The sequence below is a fragment of the Parabacteroides sp. AF18-52 genome (assembly GCF_003479145.1).
Taxonomy (GTDB): Bacteria; Bacteroidota; Bacteroidia; order Bacteroidales; family Tannerellaceae; genus Parabacteroides; species Parabacteroides faecis.
This window is the reverse complement of sequence record NZ_QUGR01000014.1, coordinates 18,416-43,553: the sequence shown is the minus strand read 5'-3', so window position 1 is coordinate 43,553 and position 25,138 is coordinate 18,416. Positions and strand designations below refer to the sequence as shown.

Below are 25,138 nucleotides of genomic sequence, written 5' to 3'. Positions count from 1 at the left end.
GTTTTTGAAGTTTTTAATTAGAAATTCAGGCTGACACCGGCCGAATAAGTCTTTACTAACGGATAAGAACCTCTCTGTCCGCGGCTTTCCGGGTCTGTCAGTTTCTCCTGTGCAAAAGTGAAAGGGTTCTGTGCATTCACATATAACCGGATATTAGAAATACCGATCTTTTTCAATCCCAACTGATCGAAAGTATAACCCAACTGAATATATTTCACACGACAGTAACTCGCATTGAAATGCCAGAAATCAGACGTATGATAATTACTGCCATAGGTAGAATTCGGAGCCATTCTCGGATAGCGGGCGTCTGTATTGGTCGGAGTCCAGTAATCCGTCTGGACAGCCAGCGGAGTTTGCCCGTCACCGGACACATTCAGGCCAAAGGAATAAGGCTCGCTATAGTAAGCATCCACACCGGTAACACCCTGGAAAAGAATCTCAAAGTCCCACTTTCTGTAATTCAATGATATATTGGCAAAATAGTTCAGATCGGGTTGGTCATCCCCACGGATAACCCGGTCGTCTGTCGTAATCTTTCCATCAGGCTTTCCATCCGGTCCGGATACATCTTTATATTTGATATCACCGGGCTGTTGACCGTCAAAGATGGTAACACCCTCTTTAGGAACCCATTTATTATCTGCATCTTTCGTAAAGTCACTCTCTTGCAACAGACCTTCCGTGGGATAAACATAGTAGCTGTTTAATGCATAGCCAACCTGATGAATACGGTCGCCTTTGTCATAAGGAGCACCGAACAAAGATTCGATCTTATTTTTATTCTGTGATAAGCCGGCATGTACATTGAATCCGAATGCTTTATACTGCTTTCCATAATTCACATCCAATTCCCAACCCCTGTTCCTTACTTCTCCGGAATTAAGAGGGGCCGCACTTGTTCCGCCGATAAAAGAAATAGGAGGAGTGATGATCATATCTTTTGTCAGCTTGTCATAATAATCGAATGTAACGGTCCAATCTTTGAACAGACGAATATCAGCACCGATATTCAACATATGGACTGTTTCCCAGGTAATATCCGGATTACCGAAAACTGTTTCATTTCCGTTGCCTGCATCGATCAACGTCTGATATTTATACAACCCGATATTCTCATTTCCCAATAACCCGTATGAAGCCCTTACCTTGAATTCATTTACCTGTTCCTTCAAAGGTTTCATAAAACTTTCTTCATGCAGGTTCCAACCGGCAGCAATGGAAGGGAATACTCCGAACTTATTTCCTTTACCGAAGCGGGAAGAACCGTCCCGGCGGATCGTTCCTTCCAACAGATAACGACGGTCGAATGTATAGTTGACTTTGGCAAAAACAGAAGTCATCGACCAGCGGTCCCAATCCCCATTATTAGTCAGCTCCTGATTGTAACCCCCGATACCGAATAAACGATGTTTTTTCTTTTCCCAGGTATATTCAGCCGTCGCACCGATATAGTAATAACTGGAACGGTCCTTGGACGCAGAGTAGGAAGCTCCCCATGTCTGGAGAAACGCACCGGAGTTATAATCGAAAAAGTTATAGGCTTTCCGTTCATCCCGCTGCGCACTACTGCTGATACGGTATGAATATTGTCCTCTAAGGATCAACTTCGGTATGACCTCCCAGCGCGGAGCAATATTGATACTTATATTATCTTCCAGATTGGTACGGATACCGCCACGATCCAGGATTGCAGCCGGATTACGCTGTTCCGGACGATTCCCATAATAGACGATATCGTTTCCTTCTTTCATCGGATAGCGGATCACCGTATTGGGGGGAGTCGAATAAATATAAGAAAAAATATTACCCCCATTGTCAAACAATGGTTTCTCCCTGTTCGTCCGGTATGAATTAAAGTCCATGTTTACCGACAGGTTATCCAACAGACTGACAGAGGTATTGGCACGGATATTCAGACGATCGGAATTGGTATTCTGTACCAGACCGTCATTTTTCAGATAATTGGCGGTCAACGCAAAACGTGCCAGGTTACCACCACCGGAAACCGACACGGAATGGCTTTGAAGTGAACCGTTCTTAAACAGGAAATCGGTCCAGTTCGTATCCGGATAATTAATAGGATCGGAACCATCCCTCGTCTTATCGATCGCTTCCTGCGAATAAACCGGATTACCGCCGATATTCACATTCGCAGCATTCACCATTTCCATATATCCTGCCCCGTCAATAAACTCGGGAAGATAAGTAGCCTGTTGAATACCATAGTATCCGTTATAAGAGACATTGACTTTCCCGGGAGTACCGCGCTTTGTTTTGATGACAATCACCCCGTTTGCCGCACGTGCTCCATAAATAGCTGCGGCGGCGGCATCTTTCAACACCGTAACGCTTTCAATCGTCGTCGGATCAAGATTGTTCATATCCATCGGAACACCGTCTACAAGAACCAACGGATCATTGTTCGTTTGCAAAGAGGAAACACCCCTGATCTTAATAGTTGCCGCATCAGCTCCGGGTAACCCCGATCCTTGATTGACAGAAAGACCAGTTATACCTCCCTGCAATGCCTGCGACATAGAAGTCACCGGTTTACTCGACAGATTGGCAGAAACGTCCAAAGAGGAAATAGAAGAAATAGAGTTCAGTTTTTTCTCTTCCGAGAAACCGGTCACCACGACTTCGTCCAGCGCTTCGACATCTTCAATAAGCGAGACATTCAGATTGCTGATAGCACGTGAAACAACATACTCATAATTTTTAAAACCCAAATAAGTAAAAACAATAATATCCCCTCTCTTTGCTTTCATGGAAAAGTATCCGCTCGCATCGGAGATCGTTCCCTGCTGGGTTCCTTTGATCGAGATATTTACTCCGGCTAAAGGTAAAGGAGGTTCGGATTGTTCAAAAACCTGCCCCTGGATAGTCCAGGACCTGTCATCGGTAATACCGGGGCTACTGTTTACGCTTGTTTCCACTTTGCCGACAGATGGCAATTCCTCGTTGGCAGCATAACCAACGCTGATCCCCAGAAACAAAAATAACACCATCAACTTCCAATGATGCGATCTTTTCGGGATCATTTGTAACGACTTTTTCATTTGTAATAAGTTTAATGTAACAATACTAATGTGTTTGAAAAGTGCATGATATCTCTATCTGCATTTGCGACATGTTACATTGTATGGCCTCTGATGTAGGGAAACACCTCTTTGCATAAGTTTGTATTCATGCTGGAGTTAGATTTAAGGTATCCATCAATTCCCCAAGTGGATAGTTAATAAATAAAGAAGCGTGGGAACTGTTGATCGTACCTGGCTTCTAGGCTCTCGACTGCCCGCAACAGAGGTATAAACAACAGCCCACGCTCTTTACCTATAATAGACCCACGGATACAATATACCCGTAGATGTATATAACAAGGAAAAGAACATGAGCGTTTTGAAGTTGTCTATCATCCACTGTTGCTGAAATTGTCGAGATTTCGAAGCCTGGATAATATCTTTAAACGCTTATGTTTTCTAATAAATTTGTGTAAGCGGCAACGCCTTGCCCGTTCAGACACGCCACAAATATAAAGAGAAGAATTGAATCTCGGCGAGAGAGAGACTATTTATTATTAAAAAGAATAAAAGAAATCTGTCCTCCGGAGAAATTTCTTCAGATATCCTTTCAGCCTTCAGCCAGCCATCCGCATTGAAAAACAATCATTTCAACTGAAGGGTGAATAAGATGATGCAACACTATAAAAATACCATTTTCAAAACATATATGCTTTGACAACAAAACACCTATGCTTTGCATTCAAAAGTCCTGACTTAACATTTCAAAACATAGGACCTTTTTTCCGGCACCTGCCGAATCCCGGACGGGTGCTTACCCATTTATTTTGAGTAACGGCCTGTTTATTTTGAGTAACGTCCCATGCTTCAGTCCGATAGTATTGAGAAACAATACCCACAGCCCAACTGAAGGATGAAAGGTAATAAATAAAATGCTATGGGAGAGATAAAAATACGTATGTTTTTAACGACAAATACGTATGTTTTCCGAATCAAATACTTATGTATCTTGCATTGAATACTTATGTTTTTTTCCTGAGATGCAACTATTCAATTTATGATAGCATCATATTGATAAAGACATTAACAACAAATCAGTATGAAACGATTCATCCGTACTCTTGTATCAACAACTTTGATCGCAGCAGCTTTTTGCCTGTTTTCGTGCGATAATGACAGCGAAGGTTTTGGTTTTACCGGTAAAGACGGCCTTCCCAGTGCATTTAAAACAGACAACCGAACGATCTACCTGTCGTATTCCGGTAATCAACTGTTGAAGATGATGGAAAAAGACGGTTCCACCACCTCCTTCAACTATGAAGGAAACGAATTTCAGGGTGTCTCCTTTGCCCCTCCTGCAGACCCCAATATCGCAGACGGACATGGATTTGTCGATTTTGAGAAGGAAGGAAACAAAATCATCGTAAAACAGGGTGGAGAACCGAGCATGGACGTTTCCTATAATCAGGAAATCGAACTGGACGAAAACGGATTACCGATCAAAATAACGGACCTGGGTGCATTTCAAATGACCGGCGAAGGATATAAGAAGATAGGAGATGGAAGAAATTATTCGATACTGACCTTTGACCCGTCGACAAAGAACCTGGCAAAGCTCGAAATATTCAGCCTTGAGGATTCGAAGCTTATTACAACCCATACCTTTACATACAACAATCAACCCGGTTCAATGAGCCAGGTGGAACTGCCGTCATGGTTCTTCGGTTTCTGGTTCCAGAAAAGTTTATATTCAACAGGGACATATCCCCGCCAATACCTCAGCCACCAAAACACACTTACGGAAGAAACTATAACGGATGGTGAGACCGGGAACACCCAAACCATACATTATAAATATGCTTACAACAAGCAGTCATATCCGGTATCGGTAGACAATGGGAACGAGAGTATGGAGATAAAATACTAACCGGCAGTCATAACCCGACAATCCGTATATCATCTTTGTAGGCTTCACATTCTCCTGCCGTTTCTCCTTGGGGAGTGAGTAAACAGGAGTCGCCTGCATAGATGATACCGGTAGGATCGGTCCCGGCAAATCCGGTCCACCCCATCAAAATAACTGTCTTTCAGTAATCTTTTCAATAATAAATTGACCAAAATCATTTTGCAAGTACTATATTTGCAGCCGGTACATGCAATTAACTGCCACTGTGAATAAGGATATCCATAGACAATTGATCGAAGGTCTGAAGTCCGGTTCCCATAAGGATTTCGATAAACTATATGCCATCTATGCTGATTTGCTATACGGTTTCGTATTGAATCTGACCAAATCATCTACTATGGCTAAAGATATTTTGCAGGATACTTTTCTGCGTGTATGGCAGACTAGAGAACAGCTTTCAGCCGAAATGTCTTTTAAATCCTATTTATATTCCATTGCCCGCAACCTGATCATCGACACTTTCCGCCACCAGGTACGAAGCGTTGCTTTCGAGGAATATATAACCAGTGATGCTTACCTGAATTATACGGAAAATACAGTTGAAAAAGACATTAATTTCGATGAATTCAAAAATAAACTGGAACAAGCAAAGGAAAAGTTAAGCGACCGGCAGCGTCAGATATTTGAACTAAGCCGGGAAAAAGGATTATCTATCTCTGTCATTGCCGGACAACTGGGATTAACAGAAAAAACCGTGAAAAACCAACTAACTCTGATCATGAAGATATTACGAACCGAATTATCTCATTATTATATCCTTTTGTTCTTCTTTTTATAGTATGTTCTATAACACATAAAAAGAATCGGGACTTTTTTCTTCTCTAAACGTATCTCTCTAAATGATACGAAAAAGTATATGAGAAATTCTATTATAAAGGACCTGCTGAACAGATTAATGTACGGCAAAATAACCCCGACGGATTTTCAGTTGTTAAAAGAAAATGTTTCCGGTTCTTCCAATGAAGAGCTCGATCAGGAAATAAAAGTTTTATGGGATGAATTTAAAACAACTCCCATGAATCAGAATATCAAAGAGACAGTTCTAAGTGATATCCATCGTCAAATGACAGTAACCCCCAAGCGTTCTATCTTCGATTGGACAAGGATTGCTACAGTTATATTACTTCCTCTATTGATTTCATTTGCTTCTTATTACTATTTCCACAATAAATATACCTCCGTTCCCCAGGAATTTATCGTTATGGCTGAAAACGGACAAAAAACGAAAGTATTGTTACCCGACGGCACAGAGGTATGGCTTAATTCCGAGTCACAATTAACCTATTCTTCCGATTTCAACTGGAACAACCGAAAGGTAAAACTGGAAGGAGAAGCCTTTTTCGATGTAAATAAAAGTACAGAGCAACGTTTTGTTATAGAAGCATCGTCTGTGAACGTCGTTGTATATGGAACCGCCTTTAATGTCACGGCTTATCCTGATGAAGAAACTGTAGATGTTTCCTTAGTAAGAGGTAAGGTCGGTATAGAAGACAGGACTGACAACCGCCTTCTGGCCGAGATATCACCCAATCAATTAATTTCTATTTCAAAAAAAGACATGCGATGGAGCATTCGGGATTGTGACGCGCAGATAGAAAGTCTATGGACACAAAATAAACTCAAATTCGAAGATGCACCGGCCACAGAGATATTCCGTAAACTTGAACGCTGGTATGGAATGAATGTACACATTGAAAATCTAAATGAAGAGGTTCGCTACGGATTCACCCTTAAAAGCGAGTCACTCAGGGAAATATTGAACGAGATAAATAAAATTACACCTATTGATTATAAAATAAACGGAGAGGAGGTGATTATCAGATATAAGTAAAGCGATATTTTAAAGTAAGCATGAGGAACAGCCATTCCCCATGCTCGAAGCATACGACATCCTGTAGTTTTCTTTTATCTAAGCGCCACTTGGATAAAACAAGGTGTGTAGTATACAATTGGCAAAGTTATATTTTTTTCAATTTAAATCTAATAATTTATGCAATTTAGAAAAAAGCAGACATTGCTGATCATGTTCTTTTTCTTTTTTATATGTAATGGTTTATCCGCACAGTTATCTCAAAAAATCGATATACAATTAGAGAAAGCAACAATCAAAAGTTTTTTTACTGCGATAGAAAATCAAACGGATTATACATTCATGTATAATAATCTGGACCTCACAACTCCAGTAACAATTACAACCAGGCAAACCGAACTATCAACAGTTCTGGACCGTGTATTATCTCCATTGAATATTGAATATGAAGTTTCCGGGAAACGTATCATTCTGAAGAAACAACCGGCAAAAGATTTGTCTGAAAATAATAAGACGACAATTACCGGCACAGTCACCGATGAACGGGGAGAACCGATTATAGGGGCCAACCTCGTTGAGAAGGGGACTACGAATGGAGTAGTCACCGACTATAACGGACAATTCAGTATTCCAGTTACAAAAAATGCGGTATTACAAATTTCTTATATTGGGTATATAGCACAGGAGCAGACCTTGGGGAGCAAAACTTCCGTAAATATCGTACTAAAGGAAGATCTCAAACAGTTAGAGGAAGTAGTTGTGGTTGGTTACGGAACCCAAAAAAGAGGGTTGGTTACCGGATCTCTTTCTGTTACTGACGGCGGTGAAATAGCACAAAGCAAAACACAAAATTTGAGCTTGGCACTTCAGGGAAGATTACCAGGAGTCGTTATCAATAATCGTAGCGGAGAACCCGGAGCTGATAATACATCTGTAAATATCAGGGGAAGAAGTACTACGGGCAACAATGATCCTCTCATTCTTATTGATGGTATAGCGAACCGGGGTGGTCTTGATAGAATCAATCCTAACGATATTGAAAGTGTGACAGTACTGAAAGATGCTTCAGCCTCTATTTATGGAGCACGTTCTGCCAATGGAGTTATTCTTGTCACTACAAAACGAGGAAAGATAGGAAAGCCTAGTATAAGTTATTCATATAATGTCGGTTTACAAAGTCCTACCAGGCTTCCGGAGATGGCTGATGCTGCAACTTATGCGTCAGCATTAAATGAAATAGAATTTTATGAAGGGCGTAATCCGCGCTATACTGATGACGAAATACAAAAATTCAGAGATGGCTCCGATCCGATACATTATCCAAATACAGATTGGAAAAGTGAAACATTGCGTAAAACAGCTTTGCAGCAGCGGCATAATATTTCGATAAGTGGAGCGAACGACCGGGTTTCATATTATGTAGGTGGCGGTTATTCAGATCAGGATGGTATATATAAGAAAAGTTCAACCTATTATAAACAATATGATATACGTTCTAATATAGATGCTACTATTACAAAGAATTTTAAAGTATCGGTTGATATTTCTGGACGCATAGAGGACCGTCATTATTCAGGCGAAAGCTCGAATAATATATTCTGGGGACTTCTTCGCGGACTTCCGACAGAGTTGGCCCGCTATCCGGACGGATCTCCTACTTATGGTATGGATATAGGTAATCCCGTAACAATGGTAACTGATGAGACTGGATATCGGGATCACAAAAAATATATATTTAATAGTACAGTATCTGCCAAAATCGACTTACCGTGGATAACAGAAGGACTTTCGGTTGATGGTTATATCGCTTTTGATAAAGTCGGTGAAGAACACAAGGATTGGCTTACTCCCGCTTTTTATTATACCTGGGATGAGACTACAGATATATATGAGAAACATAAATATGCACGAAGAGAATATGCTTCTTTGAGTCAGGAATATCTTCCGACGTCCAGTTTTACACTCAACGCAAAAATTATGTATAAAAAAACATTTGCCTCTCTTCATGGAGTAGATGCAATGGTCGGTTTTGAGCAAAATGAATTTAAGGGACATAATTTTAGTGGTTCTCGTTCAAACTATCTCTCTACGGCTATTGACCAACTATTCGCCGGAAGTTCGGACAAACAATACATAAACAATGGAGGCAGCGCATATGACCAGGCACGTAGAAGCCTTTTTGGCCGTTTAGCTTATGATTATGCAGGGAAATATATGGCACAGTTCAATTTCCGTTACGACGGCTCATATATTTTTGCTTCAAATAAACGATGGGGCTTTTTCCCTGGAATATCGTTGGGATGGAGACTTTCCGAAGAAAAGTTCTTGAAAGATAACGTTTCATGGCTTAATAGTCTTAAGTTACGTGCTTCATATGGCCAACAAGGTAATGACAATGTGGGTGCATTCCAATATTTATTGAAATATGCCATGGGAAGAAACTATGTTTTTGGAGGAGCAGATGTAGAAGGTATTTATCAGGAAAGTTTGCCTAATGAAGCAATAACATGGGAAGTTGCCAAGACGTACAATCTAGGTCTCGACGGTACACTTTGGGATGGGAAGCTAGGATTTGAGATCGATCTTTTCCAAACAAGAAGATCTAATATATTGACGGCTAGAAACGCTTCGATTCCACAATATACAGGACTTATAAATTTGCCTAATGAAAATATAGGAGAAGTAAAGAATCAAGGTATCGAACTACAACTTAGCCATTACAGTAAATTAGGAGAAGTTGGTTTAAACCTATCCGGAAATTTCATGTTCGCCCGTAATAAAGTCATTGATGTGGATGAAACGCCATGGGGAGAAGGTTATGAATATATGAATGCGGAAGGCAAACCTATGGGTACCGAGTTGTATTATCAAGCAATAGGTATATTCCGTGACGAAGAGCAACTTAATTCATATCCACATCTTGAAGGAGCACGACCGGGAGATCTTATTTTTAAAGACGTAGACGGCAATGGCGTTATCGATGGAATGGACCGTGTAAGGGCAAATCTCATGCATTTCCCGGAGATCGTATTTGGACTTAATATAGGACTTGACTGGAAAAATTTTGATTTCACTATGCTTTTACAAGGGCAGGCTCGTGCACAACAAGCAGTCTATACAAGACTTGATAATACCGGTAATTCATTTAAGTCGATGACAGATGACCGTTGGACCATAAATAATATTGATGGCACTATGCCACGTCCGGGTGGAAGCATCAATAATAATTATAGTTCAGATTTCTGGTTGAAAGATGCTTCATTCCTCAGGCTTAAAAATATTGAGGTAGGTTATACCCTTCCGCAAGTATGGTTTAACAAAATAAGGGTATCGAACTGTCGCGTTTATTTGAGTGGATATAATTTACTCACTTTAGACAAGATCAAGGTAATGGATCCTGAAAGTGATAATTCCGGTGCTTCCTATTATCCCCAAATGAAGATATTTAATCTTGGAGTAAGTCTCACCTTTTAAATTATAGGAAAATGAAAAAGAATATTATATTTATTATAAGTATATTCATGTTATTTGTCTCCACTGGCTGTAGCGATAGCTTTTTGGACAGAAAACCACAGGATAAAATATCAGAGGAGGATGTTTTCAATAATGATGACCTTCTTACAGCTTATGTCAATGCCTGTTATAATAGTATTCCCAGTGGGTATGATTTCATCATGTTATCTTCAGTAACGGATGAAACTTATTGCCGGCATGGAGGGACTACATGCCTTGTTATATCACGAGGTGAGTTAAATCCTGACAATGTGACGAATGATGATTGGGGTTGGTTCACCGGATTGAATTATTGGAGCAAGGCTTATCAGTATATTCGTGATATTAATGTTTTCTTTGAAAAAATAAATGATGCACAGATCACGGAAGAGATAAAAGAAAGGCTTACAGGTGAAATGAAATTCCTTCGGGCATATATCTATTCTAATCTTATATGGCGATATGGGGGTGTACCTATTATTACCCGTTCTTATTCACTTGGCGAGCAGGATTATTCTCTTGGACGAAATACTTATGATGAGTGTGTGGAGTTTATATTGAACGAACTTGAAGAGGCGATAGATATTCTTCCGGATAAAATGAATGGAAGTAATTGGGGACGTGCCTCTGCAGATGTCTGTAAGGCTCTTCGTGCCAGGGTATTGTTGTATTGGGCAAGTCCGCTGGTGAATACCTCAAACGATATTACCAGGTGGGAACGTGCCCGTGATGCAAATAAAGAAGTGATGGATTTATCAGGATATTCACTCTCTTCCAACTATAAAAATATTTTCCTGGAAGCTACAAATGAAGAAATCATATTTCTTCGTCAGTTCACAAAAGCAAACGGACATAATATGATGGTAAACAATTCTCCTAATGGGTATGATGGAAATGGCGGCAACTGTCCTTTGCAGAATTTGGTAGATGACTATGAAATGAAAGCAACTGGTCTTAAGCCAGCAGAAACGGGTTCGGGCTTTGATCCGAATGATCCTTACAAAGGGAGAGATCCACGATTTTATATGACTGTCCTTTATAATGGGGCAATGTATAAAGGACGGGCTGTTGAAACCTTTACACCTGGTGGAAAGGATTCGTCCGAAGGTAATAGCGGATGGAATACCAGCCTTACCGGATATTATATGTTTAAATTCTTAGATGAAAATCAATTAGTGAGTGAGACCAATACTATGCCTTTGATTTTCTTCCGGTTAAGCGAGTTTTATCTTAATTATGCGGAGGCCCAATATCATTTGGGTGCAGAGGATGAGTGCCGTCGTGCAATAAATGAAATACGTGGTCGTACCGGAGTTGAAATGCCTCCGGTTACAGCGACAGGAGATAAACTTTTAGAAAAAGTTTATCAAGAACGAAGGATTGAATTGGCCTTAGAAAATCATAGATACTTTGATTTACGTCGATGGAAACTGGCTGAAAAATATGAAAATATCAATGCAATGGGCTGTGGAATCACCCTGAACAATGGTACTTATACTTATTCACCGATTAAAGTATTGGATCGTAAATTTTTACCACAACATTATTGGGTACCGATCCCACGCGAAGAAATTGTGAAGAGCAACTATGTGCTCAAACAAAATCCGGGTTATAATTAATTATGTGATATCCGTTCCTGTTTTTATAGGGACGGATACTTACTATTCATATTTTTGTGTTCGATATAAAATAGATCAAGTATGAAAAAAGGTATTACTTTGATATGTATGGCCTGTCTCTGTATTAATATGTCTGTATTTGCACAAGATGATACATTACAGGAAGGTTTTATAAATCCACCAGCTTCGGCAAAAGCACGGACGTGGTGGCATTGGCTCAATGGAAATGTGACAAGAGCAGGTATTACCGCTGATTTGGAGGCGATGAAACAAGTGGGTATACAAGAAGCACAAATCTTTAATGCAGATATGGGATATCCTGAAGGACCTGCTACTTTTTTAAGTTCAGAATGGTTGGAGCTTTTTAAATTTGCGGCATCGGAAGCAGAACGATTAGGACTTGAACTTGGCTTTCATAATGGTGCAGGCTGGTCTTCGAGCGGTGGTCCCTGGATTACACCGGAATATGCTATGCAAACAGTTGTTTGTAGCGACACTTTGTGCAGGGGAGGTGAAAAGATTAAGATCCGGTTGAGCCAGCCCGCTACCCGACTGAATTACTATAAGGATATTGCAGTGTTAGCTTTTCCAAATCCACAAAGTGGTGAACGAATTGATGATTTGGATATCAAAAGTCTGTCAGGAAGACTACGTAACCATCTGGAGCCGGATATGAAATCAATACCTCAGTCAGCCCTGGTTCACAGAACCGACATCATTGACCTGACATCAAAAACGTCGGTTGATGGTTTATTGGAATGGGATGCTCCGAATGGTGAGTGGGTTATTTTAAGAGTTGGCCATACACCTACCGGTGCAGAAAACCGTCCGGCTGTGATTGGTGGACGCGGATTGGAGTGTGATAAAATGAATAAAAAAGCTGTCGATGTATATTGGGAGGGAGGTATCAAACCAATTATCGGAAAACTAGGGAATTTGGTTGGAACGGCACTTACAAACTGTCTCATTGACAGTTACGAAGTAGGTTGTACAAATTGGACAACCAATTTTGATAAAGAGTTCAAGCGGCTTCGGAAGTATGACTGTATGCCGTTTTTACCAGTGTTAGCCGGATACTATGTCGATGGCGGTGAAATAACAGAACGTTTTCTATGGGATTTTCGGCGGACAATCGGTGATTTGATTACAGAAAACTACTACAATTATTTTAGAAAACTCTGTCACGAGCATGGTATGAAACTCTCTGTAGAACCTTATTGGGGGCCGTTCAATAGTATGGAAGTTGGAGATACAGGAGATATTGTTATGTGTGAATTTTGGAGCGGGAGTCTGGCTTTTTTTGATTCACCTAAATTTGTAGCTTCTATTGCTCATTTGAATGGGAGTCCTATAGTTGGAGCAGAGGCTTTTACCGGCAATGGAGGATGGCTTGGACATCCGGCTACGATCAAACAAATAGGTGACAAGGCATGGGCGGCTGGCGTTAACCGTTTTATTTTTCATACCTATGCACATCAACCGTGGGATGTCGGCCCTGGTGTAACTTTTGGATCCTATGGATTTGAATTAAACCGTTTAAACACCTGGTGGAAACAGGGGAAAGATTACATGATGTATATAGGGCGTTCTCAATTCCTGCTTCAACAAGGCCGGAATGTTGCTGATGTGTTGGTGTTTACAGGAGAGTCATCTCCCAATGATGCAATTCTTATGCCGGAAATCACATCTCTTGGTTATGATTATGACTTAATTGGTATAAGCAAAATGATGTCGTTGACAGTAAAGGACGGACTGATTTATACACCTGCCGGTGGTAAGTATCGGGTAATAGTACTTCCGGAATCTTCCTGGATGACACCAGAGATGTTAATGAAAATTGAAGAACTTGCAAAAAGCGGTGCTTTGATCATTGGCCCTAAACCACAAAAATCACCAAGCCTTCAGAATTATCCTGTTTGTGACAAACAAGTATCCCAATTAGCAGAAAAGTTATGGGATAAAAATTTAGTAAAAGACTGTTCTGTAGTTGATATTCTTAAAGGAGAAAATTTCTCTCCGGATTTTTCAACAGAGACGGGTATCGCTGGGGATATTAATTTTATTCACCGTCAGGATGACAAAACTGATATCTATTTTGTAACCAGTTCACAACAAGAAAGCCATCAGGCAATATGTCGTTTTCGTGTTACAGGAAAACAACCAGAATTATGGAATCCGGAAACCGGCAAAATTGAAGATGTTGCAGTTTGGAAAGAAAATGGCGACGGAACCATAAGCATTCCAATCCAATTTGATCCGGATGGGGCTGTTTTCATGATTTTCAGGAAACCGGTCACTACTACCAGACATATTGTGAAAGCAATAATAGATATAAAGAAAGAAAAGACAAATTCACTATCAGATTTAAAAATTATCAAAGCAGAGTATGGAACTTTTCTACCGGAAGGTGTGGTCGATGTTACAGAGTCTGTAGTAAAAAGTGTTCGTGATAGCAAGTTAAATATACATTCTGGCTCTCATCTAAGTCCTGTAGACCCAGCTCCCGGATATATAAAAGAACTTCGTATTGAATATGAAATAAAAGGTAAACGTCAGGAAATACATGCAATTGAAGGAGAAGCGATCAATATTGATGCAGGAAACTCTTCTGAATTTAAAATATTGAGAGCTGTATATGGTAAATTTGGCAAGGGGATTCACGGTATACCATCGAGTTATTCAACATATGATGTTACAAATCAACTAAAATCAAAGGTCTTATCTGGTGTTTTACAGATTTCAGTGAACGAAGGATTAGTAACAGATATGTCAAACTTAGGACCTAAAAAAGAATTACATGTTGTTTATGCTACTGATGGAGAAATATGTAAAAGATCTGTACTCGAAGGTGAGACCCTTAATCTGGCACAAAGTACTCCTGAATCAAAACTCATTTCGGATAAAAGTAAAATAACTTGGGTTACTCCATATCCCGGAAAGATGACTTATACTACGTCTTTAGGAGAAACGAGAACAGTTCAGGTTGATTCGATTCCAAAGTCAATTGAATTAACGGGGCCCTGGAATGTCACTTTCCCATATAATTCAGGGATGTGGGATACGACGTTTGATAAATTAATCTCATGGTCAAATTCTTCAGATGAAAGGATAAGTTATTTCTCAGGTACAGCAACGTATAAAAAGCAATTTACTCTTTCAGAAGAGTTGTTGCAATCAGATTACTCTTTAGAATTAGATTTGGGATGCGTTCGAGTAATTGCAGAAGTTATTGTTAATGGGAAAAAACTGGGAATTTTATGGAAAACACCCTTTAGAGTAAACCTACACGATGCAGTACATAAAGGTGTAAATGATCTTGAAATTAAAATTACAAATTTGTGGCCAAACAAATTGATTGGTGATGAACGTTTTCCTGATGATATAGAATGGAATGGTAGTTGTATCAAAAAATGGCCGGAATGGCTTACCGATCATAAAAAAAGATCTTCGGAACGTACAACTTTTAGTACCTGGAAGTTTTGGAATAAAGATTCTCCATTACAATCTTCTGGTTTGTTAGGTCCGGTAGTTATACGCCCTTATATACATGTAAATGTAGAATATTGATTAAACTTACAATAAAAGTTCATAGCCGACTGATATCGGCTATGAATCATAACCCGACAATCCGTATATCATCTTTGTAGGCTTCACATTCTCCTGCCGTTTCTCCTTGGGGAGTGAGCAAACAGGAGTCGCCTGCATAGATGATACCGGTAGGATCGGTCCCGGCACAGTTGACGGCAATGATATTCGCCCGGTTCTCAACGGCACGTTCACGGAGAAGACGGTTCCAATCGTCACGACGCGACTCCGGCCAGTTAGCAATATAGATCGCCGTATCATACCGGTCGTCATTCCGGCTCCAGTCCGGGAAACGGAGATCATAACAAATATAAGTGGCAAAACGATGTCCCTTCCAATGAAGTACCAACTGCCCTTCCCCCGGAGAGAAACTACCTTTCCTGAAACAATTATGCTTGTCATAATGCTCATAATGCCCATCCGGGAACACAGCCAGTAAACGATTATAAAATTTCCCTGCTTCCTTATAAATCGTAGAGCCGATCACCAACGCGTTGCTACTTGCCGCCCAGCCTTGCATCCTCCCGATAACTGCCGGATAATAGCTCGCCACCTCATCTTTGTTCTGCACCGCTATTTCTTTATCCTTCTTCTTCATTTCACAACCGGAAACAAACAGTTCGGGAAATACGATCACGTCACAACCTTTACATTGCTCCACCCGTTTCTGAAAAGCATCCAGATTTGCTTCCACGTTTCCCCATGCAAGATGGGCCTGCACCAAAGCAACGCGACAGGTTTCTTTATTTTGGGCCGGGATGGCAATGCTAACCAGTACAAAAAAGGCAACGAACAAATATTTCATATATTCAGAATTAAGAGACGGTCGCAAATATAGAAAAATAATACATCACTATATGACCGGAAGTACAGGATTATAGCGGGAATCTGTATATCTTTGCTTCTAAAAAAGATGAATCTATCTGAGACAGAGACTTTAATATGGGATTGGAACGGGACGTTGCTGGATGATGTAGATGCGAATGTCAAGGTTATCAACAAAATGCTTTTAAAAAGGGACTTGCCTCTGCTGGATTTACATACTTATAAAGATATATTCTGCTTCCCGGTCAAACAGTTTCATATCCGGATAGGTATCGACTTTAGTAAAGAATCGATCGAAGAAATTTCAGCCGAATATATGGAGCTTTATAAAAGTTACGAAAGCTGTCTGAAATTAAATGCCGACGCCTCTTTTATACTGGACTCGATAAACGCAAAAGGCATAGACCAATACATATTATCTGCCGCTGGAAAAAACGATCTGTTACGTATGCTCGACCATTTCCATTTAACGGATAAGTTCAAAGGGATATACGGTTCAGAAGATATCTGTGCAACCGGTAAAGTCGGGATCGGGCAGAAACTGATCAAAGACAACTCCCTGAATCCCGACAAAGCAATTATAATCGGAGATACGGTACATGATGCAGAAGTAGCAAAAACATTAGGGATAAAATGTATTCTTTATGCCGGTGGACATAACAGTTATGATCTTTTAAAAAGTGAATCCAAAGTCATCGCCAACTTAAAAGACATAGATATATAAATTTGATACATTAATAACTACGCACAGTCGTCTTTGTTTGATCAGTCATAAAACTATTCATAAAAACATTTTCGTAGAGGACCCCTAATGTGTCGGAAACGACACAGATAGTCTTATAAATAGTGCCATTGCATGTCCACTCTAATTCCACTTCTTCCAGTCCAAGACGCAACCGCAACATTTGATCCAAACTCTTCTTTACATCTTTCCTGATATTTTCTGCCTTTTCTTTATCAATAGAAGAGAACTCTTTCAAACTCACCAATCTTGTTTTCCCATACGCTTCAGCAGGATAGCCTGTACCATCAAGTATCGCAAGCTTAACCCTCTCCAGATCCTCTTCCGTAGAAATCTTGCCGAGGTATTTATAATCTGTAAGGACATATTCAAGGTGATATTCAACCGTATTTTTCATTATCGCATCCAGTTGTTGTTTCCATAAAACGGAATCGGCCGACTGACTGCCGGACAAGTGCGTTGTAGCTCCACACCAAAAAGATATCCCTATGAATAAGCAAAAGAAAAAGCTGATAATGATTATTCTTGTTTTCATAATGTTTGAGTATTAATTAGAAATATGCGAAATTACAATCCTCATATGGTTTCTATGAGACCCCATCAAACACGATCGATTCTTTTTATTGGATTAGTTTAATTTACTTGTGGATATTATTGACTTCAATTACAAACAACAGGAGCCGGCCCTATTATTTTGCAATTATCGAATTTCGTAAATCTATTGATAACAGGTATGTCACGCACAAATGTAACAATATTGCAGACAAATAAGTAAAACGCCCTTATGTTTTAATTAATTTTAAATAATCATTTTAAGAAATAAGAGGAAAGATAGGAAACACACAACATTAAACTCTCATTCGGTATGAAACTAAAAGCAACAACACAAGCAATACATTATATACACCTCAACTTATAAATTGAATAATAATGCCTCTATAATAATAAGATAAATTATCAAGAGGTAATACATCCCCCATATCAGATTCAAATTTAGTAAAAACTGAAATAAACTAATTTGATTCAGCCTAACTTCCTCAGATAAAAACGCCATAGTTTTCGTAGAACTATGGCGCTTTTTCTTATATTATTTTATTAATAATACAAAATAATAAGCTTTTAAAGGCTATAAAAATGGACAATATCACTAAACTAATGGATAATATTTCGATTTGCCGTAAAAAGATCAAATAAATAACAGTTTGCAACACCCAATTTTAGCCTAATGCCATAGTTCTACGAAGACTATAGCAATAGAGTTAACGAAATCTAATTACAAACCAGAAAGACTACAGTCTTTCACAAACAAAATTATAACATGACCTGAAAGTTCCATAGTCGTATTATTCAATTACATGCTCTAAAAGAATGTGTAATCTTAATTTGTTAAATTAGATCTAATATAATCATCTTTTGCTATACCAGGCAAAAGCCTGCTTACATACAATCATTATTATTTAGTTGCAAATAAGTAATCACTGATTGTACAAATGATATTTTTTGCACCTAGTATTTATATTTATGAAAAGGACAAGAGAAAATGAAAACCTCGAAAATAAATGTAACCTTATTCTATCTATTCACCATATTTCTTTTTATGGGAGGATTTATTGCCTGTAATAACGAGAATAACTCCTCCGGAAATGAACCTTATTCACCTGATAAGCCATTGGTTGTAACGAATATCGGACCGGAAAAAGGAGGGATCGGAACCCGTGTAGTGGTTAGCGGTTCTAACTTTGGAGACGATATATCTAAAGTGAAGCTGTTTTTCAACCAGAAAGAGGCCCTGATCTTAAAACTACAAAGTAACGCCATCTATGCAATGGTGCCCAAACAACCTGGAGAATACTCTACTATCAAAGTAGCAGTAGAAGAAGGGAAAAATGGAGACGGATCACCCAAATACAGGGAGGAGACACTTAAAGACAAAAAATTCAAATACAATATTAAATCCACCGTTACTACCGTAGCCGGACAATTAGACGTGAAAACGGCAGCAGACGGTCCGGCTTTGGAAGGATCATTCGGACGCCCTGTCATGCTAGCCGTCGACAATGAAGGGACAGTACTGGTCGCCGACGACGGGGGCAAAATGGTCCGGATGCTATCTATACAGGACAACAAACTCAGCACTGTTCTTTCAGGAATGCACGAACCCTGGCAATGTTCGTTTAATCTGGATTTTACAAACTATTATGTATTGGAAAGACGTACAGCCATGCGCCCGCTTCTTTTCTACGGTTTGTATAAATCAAGTAACTGGCAGGAAGCCGAGGCTTACTATGATCAAAAAAATGAGAAAGGAGACTATATCGCCGGTGCTATGGATTATTTCGGACTAGCTGCTGACAACGATTATGTCTTCCTGTTATCTTCATCGGGTAAACGACTGATCCGCGTGAACATAGCGACCAAAAAGGTAGAACTGATCGGAGAAAATCTGAACATGGATTCATGGGCACACATTGCCTATAACAAAGTGAACGGATACCTATATATCACTTCCGAAGCTTGGGGACGTCTCTACCGCCTGGACCCTTATCATACTCCGGCCGGACATACCACCCCGTGGATAACACAAAATGAAGTAAAACATATTGTTGGGACAGGAAGAGGTGATGCTATAGAAGGTAACGGGAAGGCTGCACAATTAGGTAAAATCGAAGGGATGGCCGCCGATCAGGAAGGAAACGTCTATCTGGCTGACTATACCAATCATGTTATTTGGAAAGTAGACGAAGAATTCAATGCTACCATCTTCGCCGGAGTCCCGGGAGAAGCCGGATATAAGGACGGGAAACCGCAGGAAGCACTCTTTAATACCCCTTATGATGTAGCAGCTACCCCCGACGGCATCCTTTATGTAGCCGACACCTACAATTATTTGATCCGTTGTATTGCTATTCAATAACCATAGATTAAAATACATAAGAATGAAAAAATATATCGCATTGTTCGTCATATTTATGACGATACTACCGGCTTTTGCCCTGGCACAGACAACGATTAAAGTTGAAGGAGTAGTCACAGATGCTAATAATGAGACACAGATCGGTGTGAACATCTACCCACGCGATAATCCGACGCAGGGAACTGTCACGAATCTGGACGGAAAATACACGATTGAGGTTAAACCCGGTACGACACTGGTTTTCTCCTACATCGGATTCAAATCGCAGGAAATCAAAATCGGAACAGCCAAGTCTCAAACAATCAACGTTGTACTGGATACCGATGCCCAACAACTGGAAGAAGTGAGTATTGTCGGATACAGTACACAACGAAAAGTGAGTGTGGTCGGGGCCATCACAAGTGTTAAACCTACTTCACTGAATGTCGGCGGTGTTACCTCCGTCAGTAACGCCCTTGCCGGACGTGTGGCCGGACTGATCGGTATCCAGCAAAGCGGCGAACCGGGCAATGACGTCTCTGAATTCTGGATTCGCGGTATCAGTACCTTCGGAGCTAACAGCAGCGCATTAATATTGATAGACGGAATAGACCGGGGAAGTTCCAGCCTGAACGAACTCGCACCCGAAGATATCGAAAGTTTTTCTGTCCTGAAAGATGCTACGGCTACGGCAGTATATGGGGCCAAAGGAGCCAACGGAGTCGTATTGATCAACACCAAGCGTGGCGCAGAAGGGAAAGTATCGATCAATGCCAGCGTAAAAACAATGATCGAAACACTACCCAGGCTTCCGAACTATCTACGGGCTTATGATTATGCCAAACTAGCCAACGAAGCAAAAGTGGTGAGAGGTGACAGATCGGTCTATTCACCCGAAATATTCGATATCATAAAATATCATATGGATCCTGATTTGTATCCGGATGTCAGCTGGCAGGACGAGATATTGAAAAAACGGACATTGGGTGTACAAGGAAATATCAATATCTCCGGTGGTAGTAAACTGGCTCGTTACTATATGAGTGCATTCTACCGGACCAACGATGCCATTTACAATCAAACCGGTATGGACCGTTACCACTCGAATGTCAGACGCAACCAATATACCTTCAGAAGTAATATCGACGTCGATCTGACCAAAAGTACACTGGTGAGCTTGCTGTTATCCGCCAAACTGGTCGACATGAACCGGCCGGGCATGGGTACAACCAAAGAGATATGGGGCGCACAGGCATCCTTAACTCCCTTGACAGTTCCGGTTGTCTATTCAAACGGGCAACTTCCGGCTTACGGAAAAGGGGAACAAACCTCTCCATCTGTATTACTGAACGAAACCGGATTTCTGACCGACCGCGACAACTCCATCGAATCATTACTGAAAATAGAACAATCACTCGATTTCATCACAAAAGGATTAAAAGTAACCGGTTCTCTGTCATTCGACAATTACAACAATCACCTTACCAGCCGGACTAAAATGCCGGACCTGTATAAAGCTACTGATCGCAACTGGAACACCGGCGAACTGATGACACTCAAAACAGTGGTTGCCCAACCGATGACTTTCAAAAGTACTTCATATGGGATCCGTACTATTTATATAGAAGGGAAAGTCGAATACAACCGATTGTTCGCCGAAAAGCACCGTATAGGAGGTCTGTTCTTATACAACCAGAAAGACTATCAACGGACAGATGCAGATGGCGAACTGGCCTCTATTCCTCATCGTAACCAGGGTATTGCCGGACGTCTTACCTATTCTTATAATGATATCTACTTCATAGAAGGTAATTTCGGATACAACGGGTCTGAGAACTTCCCCAAAGGGGAACGTTTTGGATTTTTCCCTTCGGGAGCTTTGGGCTATGTGCTTTCCAACTATCCGCTGATAAAAGAAAAAGCTCCGTTCATCAGCACTCTGAAACTCCGTTATTCGTACGGATTAGTAGGAAACGACCAGATCAGCAACGATGTCCGCTTCCCCTACCTCACAACCGTAAATATGAGTGCACCGGGATATGTGTTCGGCGACCAGCATCAGAACTCTGGAGGTGGAGTAACCGACGCCGTATTAGGATCGACCGGCCTGGTCTGGGAAAAAGCAATTAAGCAGAACTTCGGTATCGACCTGACACTTTGGGAAGCACTCGACATCACAGTAGATGCTTTCATCGACAAACGTAATAATATTTTTATGGAACGTGCAACTCTACCAGGCACTATCGGTGTCGGCACCAAACCCTGGGGAAATGTAGGTAAAATGAAAAGCTGGGGAGCTGACGGAACTGCTTCTTATACCCATCGTTTCGGCAATGTAGCGGTTGAATTACGCGGTAACTTCACACTGACAAGAGATAAAATCATAGATTATGATGAGGTTCCTCCCCGCTATCCTTATCTGGCCAAAAAGGGAACCAGCTATGGTGTGACCCGGGGATTGATCGCCTTAGGACTCTTTAAAGATGAAGATGATGTGAAGAACAGTCCTACACAATTCGGGAAAGTCCTTCCGGGAGACATCAAATATCAGGATATCAACGGCGATGGCCGTATAGACGATTATGATATCGCACCTATCGGTAATTCCAACGTCCCGAAAATCCAATACGGGTTTGCAACCAGTGCCAATTGGAAAGGTTTCGATATCAGCGTCTTTTTCAGAGGAGCGGCACAGGTGGATTACTTTATGGGGGGCAACGGATATTATCCGTTCGCCGGAGGTGTGACCGGTAACGTTCTTTCTATTGTAAACGATCAGAGTAACCGCTGGACACCGGCTTCATATTCAGGAGATCCGTCGACAGAAAATCCGAATGCCCGTTTCCCTCGTCTTACATACGGAGAAAATATAAATAACAACCGTCCCTCTTCTTTCTGGCTCGCCGATGCGGGGTATCTTCGCTTGAAAACGCTTGAAATAGGATATACGGTCCCTAAAAAGATTTTGTCGAAAATAAACATGACAAACCTGCGTATTTCTTTCCTCGGCGACAACTTATGTGTCTGGGATAAAGTGAAATTATGGGATCCCGAACAAGCAAGCGACAATGGAGCTGTTTATCCCATCACCCGTTCCTATTCTATGGTTTTACAAGTTTCATTTTAATATATCGGATCATGACTAGCAAAAAAATAAAAACAAGAATATTTGCTTTCTTATTTGTTATCCTCGGTAGTGCAGGCATCACATTCCAATCGTGTAGTTTTTTGGACATAGACCCGTATGTGGCCGACCTTTTCACTCTCGATACAGTCTTTGCCAAAAAGGAATATACACAGAAATATCTGAACAATGTATATAGTTATCTGATAGACTACGGTTCGCCGAGTGCCTGGACAGACAATGCGCAACCCTGGGTATTAATAAGCGATGAGGGTGTAGCCGGATACAAACGAAACAGGCATAATTACAATTACTTCTGCAATAATGAAATGAAAGCGGAAGATCTGGATCATTTCGATTACTGGAATTATTTCTACGAAGGGATTCGCAAAGCCAATACATTTATTCAAAGAGTGAACGAGTGCCAGGAAGTAAGTGCCCTACAACGGTCGGAATGGATCGGTCAGGCCACATTTATAAAAGCGATGATCTATTTTGAACTGATGCTGGCTTACGGCCCGGTCCCGATTGTACCTGATACGCCGGTAGATTTCGACACCCCTATCGACCAGATGATGGTAGAGCGCAATACCTGGGACGAATGTAGCGATTATGTATCTGCCCTACTGGAAGAAGCAATCAAATTACTACCCACACAGGTCAGAGACAATTCAGAAATAGGACAGGCAGTAAAAAATTCTGCATTGGCAGTACTGTCACGCCTCACTCTTTATACAGCAAGTCCGCTTTATAACGGTGAAAATAGTGAGTTCAGCGATTTTACGAACAATGCAGGCGTACCTTATCTTAATCCTGTCAAAGACATAAGGAAATGGGCCGTCGCAGCCGCCAATGCCAAACGGCTCGTCGACATCAAACCCAATGATCTGTATACTGTCCCCCGAATGGAAAACACACCTCATTTCCCGGTTCCGGCTGCCGAACAAGCTGATTTTCCGGACGGCGTAGGGGGTATCGATCCTTATCATTCCTATATAGATATGTTCAACGGCGAATGTGTATTGGCTTCATCCAACCGGGAGATTCTGTTTTCCCGCCAAAATACGGGGATCAACGGAATGAACAAATACAGTGCTCCTGGTGTGCTGAATGCCTGGAATGTATTCTTCGTTCCGCAGGTATTGGTCGACGCCTACTACATGATCGACGGCCGTACTATCAACAATGCAAGTGAATCTTACCCCTATGAGGAAGGTTATACAAATACGGACCTGGTGTTTTCAGGAGAAAAAAGCAGCAATGGTTTTACCCTGCTGAGCGGAACTCACAAATGGTATGCAAATCGTGAGATGCGCTTTTATGCCACAATCGCCTTTAACAATTCCTACTTTCCTTCCACTTCTACTCCACCTGATAAAATCGACCAGCAAGATGGTAAAGTTGCTAAATATTTCAGCGATTCAAAAAGCGGCAGGGATTATGCCCTGAACCGTCCGCAGGGTGAAGCCGAGGAATATCCGATGACAGGTTATCTTTGCCGGAAATTCCTTCATTATGAAGATTCATGGATCAGCGGAGGAAGACAAAAAACAAAATATTGCCCGGCTTACCGCATGGCTGAAGTCTATTTGAATTATGTGGAAGCAATGAATGAACTGGACCAGTCGTACACGATCAACGACATTACCGTGACACGCAATACGAGTGAAATGAAACGCTGCTTCAACCTGATCCGGTATCGTGCCGGTCTACCGGGTATCACAGATGCCGATGTTGCCAATGCTGATAAAATGAGAGAACTGATTGCCCGTGAACGCCAGATAGAGTTTGCCTGGGAAGGACGCCGTTATCACGATCTCAGACGTACGAAAAAAGCGATCATCTATGAAAATGCACCGGTTATGGGATGCGATGTCAGTGCGACAGAAGCTGAAAAAGATAAATTCTATAACATCATCCAGGTGAAAGAAAGAGACTGGATCTATAAGGTCTTTACCCGCAGGCAGACTTTCTTCCCGATCCCTAAAAGTGAGGTAGACAAAAATCCGAATCTGGACCAAATGCCCGGATTCTAATAACATGTTTTACACATATACAT

General features: G+C 40.9%; 14 protein-coding genes. 10 read left to right on the top strand and 4 right to left on the bottom strand.

Translation table 11 applies throughout. The features are described from left to right. Positions 1 to 17: 17 nt before the first annotated feature. A complete protein-coding gene (locus tag DWX23_RS19225) occupies positions 18 to 3,062 on the bottom strand; it encodes a TonB-dependent receptor (protein ID WP_233587681.1) in 3,045 nt (1,014 codons plus the stop codon). A 1,060-nt stretch (positions 3,063 to 4,122) separates the two neighbouring features. On the opposite strand from DWX23_RS19225, the gene DWX23_RS19220 reads away from it, so the two are divergent. After that, positions 4,123 to 4,950: a permease gene (locus DWX23_RS19220; protein ID WP_122375648.1), complete on the top strand. Its 828-nt coding sequence runs from the start codon at positions 4,123 to 4,125 to the stop codon at positions 4,948 to 4,950. 7 nt (positions 4,951 to 4,957) lie between these two features. Here DWX23_RS19220 and DWX23_RS19215 read toward each other — a convergent pair whose 3' ends face one another. After that, positions 4,958 to 5,095, bottom strand: coding sequence for a hypothetical protein (locus tag DWX23_RS19215; RefSeq protein ID WP_233564303.1), 138 nt, complete (start codon positions 5,093 to 5,095; stop codon positions 4,958 to 4,960). 99 nt (positions 5,096 to 5,194) lie between these two features. Between DWX23_RS19215 and DWX23_RS19210 the strand changes: the two genes are divergently transcribed. The 5 genes from DWX23_RS19210 to DWX23_RS19190 all read left to right on the top strand — a co-directional run bounded on the left by DWX23_RS19210 (position 5,195) and on the right by DWX23_RS19190 (position 15,477). Continuing rightward, complete coding sequence (locus tag DWX23_RS19210) at positions 5,195 to 5,767, top strand: RNA polymerase sigma factor (protein WP_233564304.1); 573 nt, start codon at positions 5,195 to 5,197, stop codon at positions 5,765 to 5,767. A 78-nt stretch (positions 5,768 to 5,845) separates the two neighbouring features. After that, positions 5,846 to 6,820, top strand: a complete 975-nt coding sequence (locus tag DWX23_RS19205; protein ID WP_122375647.1) for a FecR family protein — start codon at positions 5,846 to 5,848, stop codon at positions 6,818 to 6,820. A 159-nt stretch (positions 6,821 to 6,979) separates the two neighbouring features. After that, the gene (locus DWX23_RS19200; protein ID WP_122375646.1) at positions 6,980 to 10,273 is read left to right on the top strand and encodes a TonB-dependent receptor; all 3,294 of its coding nucleotides are present in this window, start codon (positions 6,980 to 6,982) and stop codon (positions 10,271 to 10,273) included. Between the two features lie 11 nt (positions 10,274 to 10,284). Then, a complete protein-coding gene (locus tag DWX23_RS19195; RefSeq protein WP_122375645.1) occupies positions 10,285 to 11,910 on the top strand; it encodes a RagB/SusD family nutrient uptake outer membrane protein in 1,626 nt (541 codons plus the stop codon). Between the two features lie 81 nt (positions 11,911 to 11,991). Further along, entirely contained in the window at positions 11,992 to 15,477 is a 3,486-nt protein-coding gene (locus tag DWX23_RS19190) for a glycosyl hydrolase (RefSeq protein WP_199673341.1), read from the top strand. 46 nt (positions 15,478 to 15,523) lie between these two features. On the opposite strand, the gene DWX23_RS19185 is transcribed toward DWX23_RS19190, so the two are convergent. Next, a complete protein-coding gene (locus DWX23_RS19185) occupies positions 15,524 to 16,300 on the bottom strand; it encodes a nitrilase-related carbon-nitrogen hydrolase (RefSeq protein WP_122375644.1) in 777 nt (258 codons plus the stop codon). A 108-nt stretch (positions 16,301 to 16,408) separates the two neighbouring features. Here DWX23_RS19185 and DWX23_RS19180 point away from each other — a divergent pair, with 108 nt between their 5' ends. Next, positions 16,409 to 17,044: an HAD family hydrolase gene (locus tag DWX23_RS19180; RefSeq protein WP_122375643.1), complete on the top strand. Its 636-nt coding sequence runs from the start codon at positions 16,409 to 16,411 to the stop codon at positions 17,042 to 17,044. Between the two features lie 10 nt (positions 17,045 to 17,054). Here the strand turns inward: DWX23_RS19180 and DWX23_RS19175 are convergent, their stop codons facing one another. Continuing rightward, on the bottom strand, positions 17,055 to 17,597 hold the full coding sequence (locus tag DWX23_RS19175; RefSeq protein WP_122375642.1) for a hypothetical protein: 543 nt from the start codon (positions 17,595 to 17,597) through the stop codon (positions 17,055 to 17,057). 1,005 nt (positions 17,598 to 18,602) lie between these two features. Between DWX23_RS19175 and DWX23_RS19170 the strand changes: the two genes are divergently transcribed. The 3 genes from DWX23_RS19170 to DWX23_RS19160 are packed head-to-tail and all read left to right on the top strand — an operon-like array spanning position 18,603 to position 25,115. Next, a complete protein-coding gene (locus DWX23_RS19170) occupies positions 18,603 to 19,976 on the top strand; it encodes an IPT/TIG domain-containing protein (protein ID WP_122375641.1) in 1,374 nt (457 codons plus the stop codon). 22 nt (positions 19,977 to 19,998) lie between these two features. Further along, positions 19,999 to 23,082 (top strand): TonB-dependent receptor, encoded by a 3,084-nt coding sequence (locus DWX23_RS19165; protein WP_122375640.1) that lies wholly within the window; start codon positions 19,999 to 20,001, stop codon positions 23,080 to 23,082. A gap of 11 nt (positions 23,083 to 23,093) precedes the next feature. Then, positions 23,094 to 25,115: a RagB/SusD family nutrient uptake outer membrane protein gene (locus DWX23_RS19160; RefSeq protein ID WP_122375639.1), complete on the top strand. Its 2,022-nt coding sequence runs from the start codon at positions 23,094 to 23,096 to the stop codon at positions 25,113 to 25,115. The last annotated feature ends 23 nt before the right edge of the window (positions 25,116 to 25,138 follow it).

What these genes read in the sequence shown, in the direction of transcription:
- DWX23_RS19225 (WP_233587681.1), bottom strand. Translation starts at nt 3,062, where the DNA reads ATGAAAAAGTCGTTACAAATGATCCCGAAAAGATCGCATCATTGGAAG.
- DWX23_RS19220 (WP_122375648.1), top strand. Translation starts at nt 4,123, where the DNA reads ATGAAACGATTCATCCGTACTCTTGTATCAACAACTTTGATCGCAGCA.
- DWX23_RS19215 (WP_233564303.1), bottom strand. Translation starts at nt 5,095, where the DNA reads ATGGGGTGGACCGGATTTGCCGGGACCGATCCTACCGGTATCATCTAT.
- DWX23_RS19205 (WP_122375647.1), top strand. Translation starts at nt 5,846, where the DNA reads ATGAGAAATTCTATTATAAAGGACCTGCTGAACAGATTAATGTACGGC.
- DWX23_RS19200 (WP_122375646.1), top strand. Translation starts at nt 6,980, where the DNA reads ATGCAATTTAGAAAAAAGCAGACATTGCTGATCATGTTCTTTTTCTTT.
- DWX23_RS19195 (WP_122375645.1), top strand. Translation starts at nt 10,285, where the DNA reads ATGAAAAAGAATATTATATTTATTATAAGTATATTCATGTTATTTGTC.
- DWX23_RS19190 (WP_199673341.1), top strand. Translation starts at nt 11,992, where the DNA reads ATGAAAAAAGGTATTACTTTGATATGTATGGCCTGTCTCTGTATTAAT.
- DWX23_RS19185 (WP_122375644.1), bottom strand. Translation starts at nt 16,300, where the DNA reads ATGAAATATTTGTTCGTTGCCTTTTTTGTACTGGTTAGCATTGCCATC.
- DWX23_RS19180 (WP_122375643.1), top strand. Translation starts at nt 16,409, where the DNA reads ATGAATCTATCTGAGACAGAGACTTTAATATGGGATTGGAACGGGACG.
- DWX23_RS19175 (WP_122375642.1), bottom strand. Translation starts at nt 17,597, where the DNA reads ATGAAAACAAGAATAATCATTATCAGCTTTTTCTTTTGCTTATTCATA.
- DWX23_RS19170 (WP_122375641.1), top strand. Translation starts at nt 18,603, where the DNA reads ATGAAAACCTCGAAAATAAATGTAACCTTATTCTATCTATTCACCATA.
- DWX23_RS19165 (WP_122375640.1), top strand. Translation starts at nt 19,999, where the DNA reads ATGAAAAAATATATCGCATTGTTCGTCATATTTATGACGATACTACCG.
- DWX23_RS19160 (WP_122375639.1), top strand. Translation starts at nt 23,094, where the DNA reads ATGACTAGCAAAAAAATAAAAACAAGAATATTTGCTTTCTTATTTGTT.